The sequence below is a fragment of the Aliiroseovarius sp. ABM4_368 genome, from assembly GCF_056161205.1.
In genome coordinates this window covers 1-6,284 of record NZ_JBSWYR010000013.1, presented here as the reverse complement: position 1 = coordinate 6,284, position 6,284 = coordinate 1, and the positions used below count along the sequence as shown (strand labels likewise).

Annotated in this window: 3 protein-coding genes; 2 read left to right on the top strand and 1 reads right to left on the bottom strand. The window is 56.0% G+C overall.

Annotated features, from left to right (window positions below):
• Window positions 1–130: 130 nt before the first annotated feature.
• Together ACXAH3_RS16350 and ACXAH3_RS16345 are read left to right on the top strand one after the other, a co-directional pair.
• The gene (locus tag ACXAH3_RS16350) at window positions 131–550 is read left to right on the top strand and encodes a restriction endonuclease (RefSeq protein WP_474863329.1); all 420 of its coding nucleotides are present in this window, start codon (window positions 131–133) and stop codon (window positions 548–550) included.
• Window positions 551–1,011: 461 nt separating this feature from the next.
• Window positions 1,012–2,187, top strand: coding sequence for a tyrosine-type recombinase/integrase (locus ACXAH3_RS16345; RefSeq protein WP_474863327.1), 1,176 nt, complete (start codon window positions 1,012–1,014; stop codon window positions 2,185–2,187).
• A gap of 718 nt (window positions 2,188–2,905) precedes the next feature.
• Here ACXAH3_RS16345 and ACXAH3_RS16340 read toward each other — a convergent pair.
• On the bottom strand, window positions 2,906–6,284 hold a 3,379-nt coding region (locus ACXAH3_RS16340; RefSeq protein WP_474863325.1), incomplete at its 5' end, for an OmpA family protein.

The window sequence follows — 6,284 nt, the reverse complement described above, 5'->3', positions numbered from 1 at the left end:
CACCGCAAGCTTGATGATTTCAGGACTGGTTTTGAAATATTTGAACGGGGAAGGCTTGATCATGCGCCGAGAAATCGCAGATCAGGCTTGGATCGGCAAGTTCCTCTGACAAGACCCTGTCCTGGGCAAGATGACCCCGGAGGCGTTCGAGCGACTGGCTCAGCGGCTCCTTCGTGAAGCAGGCTTCACGAAGGTGGAGGTGCGCGGGAAGTCTGGCGACGGCGGGATCGATGGTGTTGGCGTGCTGCGCGTGAACCTCGTATCGTTCCAAGTCTACTTTCAGTGCAAACGTTGGAAGGGCAGCGTCGGCTCAAAGGAAATCCGTGATTTCCGCGGGGCGCTACAGGGCCGCGCCGATAAAGGGCTGTTCATCACCACCGGGCATTTTACAAGCCAGGCTTCGGATGAAGCCACGCGTGACGGCGCGATTGCGATTGACCTGATCGATGGAGATCGCCTCTGCGAATTGCTGAAGGAAAACAGGCTGGGGGTGGCGACTGAGATGATCGAGCAGGTAAGGATTCATCCTGATTGGTTTGATGCGATTTAGCGTTGATGTTCAACAAGAACCCATTGGGTAGCGCTTTTTACGAAAGCGCACACTTTCAGTCCGAAAACCTGAACCTAACTGAACCAACCGAATTCGTAAAATCTTCATTGGGACGAATCTGCGATGGCCCAATCCACTTTGCTTTGTAGCAACCAAAAAAGGGTATAGCCGGTTCACGCTTGAAAGAATGATCAAAGGATGTCCAAGCGTGGGGTAAAACGTGGGGGCGCGAGCCAAAAGTAGCACGATAACCACCCCAACCAATTGATATATATACCATATCTTTAAAACTATGGCGGAGGAGGTGTCCGCATGAGTCTGGTTTCCATAGGTTCGCCGGCATCCCCATACGTTCAACAATCCACAATAATAACAATGTGATAAATTCAGGGGATACTATTGCAGTTCGCGAGCGTTCATCATAAATCAGTTACAAGTGTGGGAACAAATGTGGGAACGATATGCCATTGAGCGCTAGAAAAGTGGAAACAGCTGGCCCCGGTCGGCATGGCGATGGGCGGGGCTTGTTTCTTTATGTAAAAGCCTCTGGCGCACGATCTTGGGTGTTGCGTTATCAGGTGATGGGAAAGCGACACGATCTGGGGCTTGGAGCCTATCCCGAGGTTACGCTGGCAATGGCACGCGACCGGGCATTGGAGGCGAGGCGCATGATCAGCGAAGGTGAAGACCCAATAGCCAAGAAGCGGCAAGCCAATCCCAAAACCTTCAAGAACGCTGCGTTAGAACTGATCGAAAGCAAGCGCCCCGGATGGAAGAATGCGAAACACGCCGCACAATGGACCTCGACACTAGAAGCCTACGTTTTTCCTAGCCTTGGAAGTATGCAAGTCACACGCATCGCGACGGCGGACGTAATGGGCGTTCTGAAACCTATTTGGACTGAAAAGCCCGAAACTGCCAATCGGGTGCGCCAGCGGATCGAAGCCGTATTGGACTATGCCGCTGCACTAGGCCTCCGAGAGGGTGAAAACCCGGCGCGGTGGCGTGGACACTTGGATCACTTGCTTCCTAAGCCAACAAAAGTGAAGGCAGTCAAGCACCATCCTGCCCTGCCTCATGCCGAGATCGCAGCTTGTATGGAGGATATATCAAACCGCACGGGTGTCGCTGCGCGGGCATTGGCCTACACAATCTTAACAGCGGCTCGTTCTGGCGAGACGCGCGGCGCAACGTGGGGTGAGATTGATCTTGTCGCAAAGGTTTGGACGATCCCGGCAGAGCGAATGAAAGCAGGCAAAGAGCACCGCGTGCCGCTCACGAAAGAAGCAATCGCATGCCTCGGCCCCAAACGCGGCGAAACTGATCTGATCTTTGAAAGCGAAGTGAAAGTGGGCAAGCCGATCTCTGACATGAGCATGACAGGTGTTTTACGCCGGATGGGACGCAATGGTGTCACTGTGCATGGCTTCCGCTCGACTTTCCGCGATTGGGCGGGCGAGACCACCAGCTTCCCACGCGAGGTGATCGAAGCCGCGCTGGCTCATGGCATCAAGGACAAAGCCGAAGCTGCTTATGCCCGTTCTGATCTTTTTGATAAGCGCCGCGATCTAATGGAGGCGTGGGCGACAAGCGCCACGCGTCGCGACTTGGGTGCAAATGTGGTTGCACTTTCTTGATCGCTTTATCTTGATAACGTTGAGTTTTAAGATTCATGCGTCGCGGGATGAAGATTGGTGAAGTACTTTGGGTAACGGTAAGATGTTGTTGATATCGCTGCTACAAAGGCAGCGCAGTTTGTACCGTTTGCGTTGAATTCACTCTCGAACAAATTTCGGCATACAACCCAAAGCGAAGATTGCGCTTTGGCGCCATGGTCGGAATCCAGACTGTCGCGGCATCTAGCATAAATAATCTGATTTGCGTGACAAAGTGCACACTCGCAGCAACCTCACAAATAACTGCTTGCTTTTTCGCTTTTGCATACGAGATCCTAGAACAAACCTCTATCATTCGCTGAGTGATCTCCGACAAACTATAGCACATCCCATTGTTCAACCACTTTGTCTTTTGCTGACAAGCGGAAGATATCCATACTAGGGGGCGATCACCGGACATAGCAGAATACTACGCTAGCGACGGATTGGGTCAATTGCGCCAACGGTATTCTATTGTCAGAAAGATTAGGCCAACCAAACAGTGAGGAATAAGTAAGGAAGTCTGGTGCGCAGTATTGCGACCTATAGTCAGCAAACCAAATCCTGAACGTCTCCGCCCGGATGCGAGACCTTGAGTCTAATCTTAGAATAGATTTCGCCTCGACCGGAAGAAGAAAAGGGCGACCTCGTATCAGTCGCCCTTTCGTTTTGATCAGTTAGTCGAAGTTGCCTACTGAGCTTAGAACTCCAACTCGACCGCTCCGCCGACACCAACCGCGCCGTTTTCGTCGACATTGGCTTCGCCGCTCAGCAGCACACCATTGCGCAGGCGTTTGGCAACGCTCCCGCGCACGTACCAACTTGAGTAGCCGCTGCCGCGTTCGCCATCCAGCGTCACAGAATAGGTCAGATCGCTGTCGTCGTCCGCGCTGGAGAGTTCAATCGAGCCACCGATCCCGCAGCCGCGATCTTCCAGCCCGAAAGAGGAATAGCAGGCGATGCGGGGCGTCAGGGCCAACAGAGTGTTGCCGTCGTTGATGAGGTACTCATCACGCACTTCCAGGAACAGGCGTCCGCCGGACACCTCTCCCAGTTCGAACACGTCCGATTGTTGGATAGCCCCCAAGCTGGTGATGACGCTGACATCCGCCCCCGGCGCATAGGCAAAGTCGAAGCCAATGCGTGGGGTAACGGTCCGAGTGCCGAACTTCATTTCGCCCGACAGGGCGGCGCCAGCGAAGAGGGCGTAGTACTGATAGTCGCCTACTGCGTTGATCGTTCCGATGTCACGATCGAAGTCCAAGTCGAACTTGTGCTTACCCGCGGCGGCACCAAGGTAGTAGTCCACGAACAGCCCGTTGCGCAGACGATCCGCCCCATAGATACCACCATTGATGCCGAAGCCTTCAATCTCGCCTGTGGCCAGGTTGGTGATGTCATTGCGGGTACCATAAAGGCCGATGAAATAGCCACGCACGCTGTCCGCGTCCTTGAAGCGCTCTCGGCGATAGGACAGGTTGACCATGCTTTGCGATTGACCCTGATCCGTTTCGAGATGGCTTAGGGTGCCTTCAAAGATCGACCAAGCATCACGGGCGCAATCATAGCGTTCATGACGCATATCGCCTTCGATACTCATCCCGCTTTCGTTCCGCGTGGCGTTGAAATTGCGCACAGCGTTGGGGCTGTCCATACATTCATCGCGATACTCAGCCACTTCCAGCGCACGGAACTCGACCCGGCGGTTTTTAGCTTTGCCGGCCGCCGTCGCGTTGCTTGCGATGGGCTGACGTTCGCCATAGCCGCGGGCGATAAAGCCCGTCGTATCCACGTCACGCGCGGTCAGCGCACGCAGCACGGCCTCGACCCGACGCTGGCTCAGATCCAGGTTATAGGCATCCGAAGCATCGCTGTCGGTGTGACCGGCGATCTCGAACGCGCTGCCTTCACAGGTGCCCAGGATCTGGGCGATCTCGTCCAGAATGCGGTTGCTTTCCGGCTTGATGATGGCCTTGTCCGTGTCGAACAGGATATTCTCGGCCTCGAGACGCGCATTGACATCCGCAAGACAGGCTTGGCTGGTGCGGCTGCGCAGACGATCCAGCGCCCCAGCCGCAAAGCTGTTCATCTGTTCAGCTTGCTGATGCAGGGTTGCGGACAGATCATCTTCCAGGATGGTTTCCAGATCCTCTCGGATCAGCGCCAGAAGGTCAGTGGCCTCGACCTTGATCGTTGCGACGGCTGTGTCGCAGTTGGTCGGGTTCTGATCTTCACAGATCTCATAGGTGAACTTGTACGTTCCGGGCGCAGTGCCCGCTGCGATAATGATCTCGCCCGCGCGGTTCATCCGAATGGATCCCGACGACGGTTTCGTATCCAGACCAAGTTTCGAGCCGTCCGAGGCGCGCCCCGAAGAGGTCAGAGTGATGTCCGCCGGATCCACCGCCACACCGTTCAGCGTGTCGTTCTCCAGAACCGTTTCGGTCTTCCCTCCGTCTGAGCTTTCGATCTTTGTCGGCTTGTCATTGATAGCGTCGATCACCGGTGGACTGACAACAACCGTGACAATTGCCGTGTCGCAGTTTGTAACCTGCTGGTTCAAGTTCTCACAGATCTCATAGGGATAGCTATAGCTGCCAGCTGTCGTGCCGGGCGCAACAGTGATCGTGCCATCGGCATTCATCGTGATCGAACCCGCAGCAGGTGTCGGAGCCGTACCCGGCGTTAGCGTGATGTCTGCAGGATCAACATCCGCGCCATTCAGCGTGTCGTTGTCCAAAACGGAAGGAGTGTCCCCACCGTCCAAACCATTCACAGGTGCCGGTGTGTCATCCACCGCATCAATGGGCGCTACGTCGACAACAACAGTTGCCGTCGCCGTGTCGCAGTTGCCTGCGTTCACCGCGTCACAGATCTCATAGGGATAGCTGTACGTCCCAGCCGTCGTGCCAGGCGCGACGGTGATCGTGCCATCGGCATTCATGGTGATCGACCCAGCAGCAGGAGTCGGAGCCGTACCCGGCGTCAGCGTGATGTCTGCAGGGTCAACAGCCGCGCCATTCAGCGTGTCGTTGTCAAGAACAGACGCAGTGTCGCCGCCTACAAAGCCATTTACAGCCGCCATGGTATCGTCCACAGCGTCAATGGGCGCTACGTCGACAACTACAGTTGCCGTCGCCGTGTCGCAGTTGCCTGCGTTCACTGCATCGCAGATCGTATAGGGATAGCTGTACGTCCCAGCCGTCGTACCGGGGGCAACCGTGATGGTCCCGTCCGCATTCATCGTGATCAAGCCGTCAGTTGGGCTGGGCGCTGTGCCGGGGGTCAGGGTAATGTCAGCCGGATCAACAACCACGCCATTCAACGTGTCGTTGTCCAGAACAGACGCAGTGTCGCCGCCTACAAAGCCGTTCACCGCACCCATCGCATCATCCACCGCATCAATCGGAGCCGGGTCGACAACAACAGTTGCCGTCGCTGTGTCGCAGTTGCCTGCGTTCAAGTTCTCACAGATCGTATAGGGATAGCTGTAAGTGCCTGCCGTCGTACCGGGGGCAACCGTGATGGTCCCGTCCGCATTCATCGTGATCGAGCCGTCAGTTGGGCTGGGCGCTGTGCCAGGCGTCAACGTGATGTCTGCAGGATCAACAGCCGCGCCATTCAGCGTGTCTGTATCCAGAACCGACGGGGTGTCACCACCCGCAAAGCCATTCACAGCCGCCATGGTATCGTCCACGGCGTCGATCGGAGCTTCTTCGACCACAACCGTTGCAACGGCTGTGTCGCAGTTGGTCGGGTTCAGGATCTCACAGATCTCATAGGGATAGCTGTAAGTGCCTGCCGTCGTGCCCGGCGCGACAGTGATCGTTCCGTCCGCATTCATGGTGATCGAGCCGTCAGTTGGGCTGGGTGCTGTGCCGGGGGTCAGGGTAATGTCAGCCGGGTCGACAACCACGCCATTCAGCGTGTCGTTGTCCAATACGGAAGGAGTGTCTCCACCCGCAAAGCCATTCACAGGTGCTGGCGTGTCGTCGATCGCATCGATCGGGGCTGGGTCCACTACGACCGTCGCCGTGGCCGTATCACAGTTCGTCCCGTTCAAGTTCTCACAGATCGTA

Bases quoted from the DNA above. Each gene is read 5' to 3' on its own strand.
- ACXAH3_RS16350 (WP_474863329.1), top strand. From the start codon at position 131: ATGACCCCGGAGGCGTTCGAGCGACTGGCTCAGCGGCTCCTTCGTGAA.
- ACXAH3_RS16345 (WP_474863327.1), top strand. From the start codon at position 1,012: ATGCCATTGAGCGCTAGAAAAGTGGAAACAGCTGGCCCCGGTCGGCAT.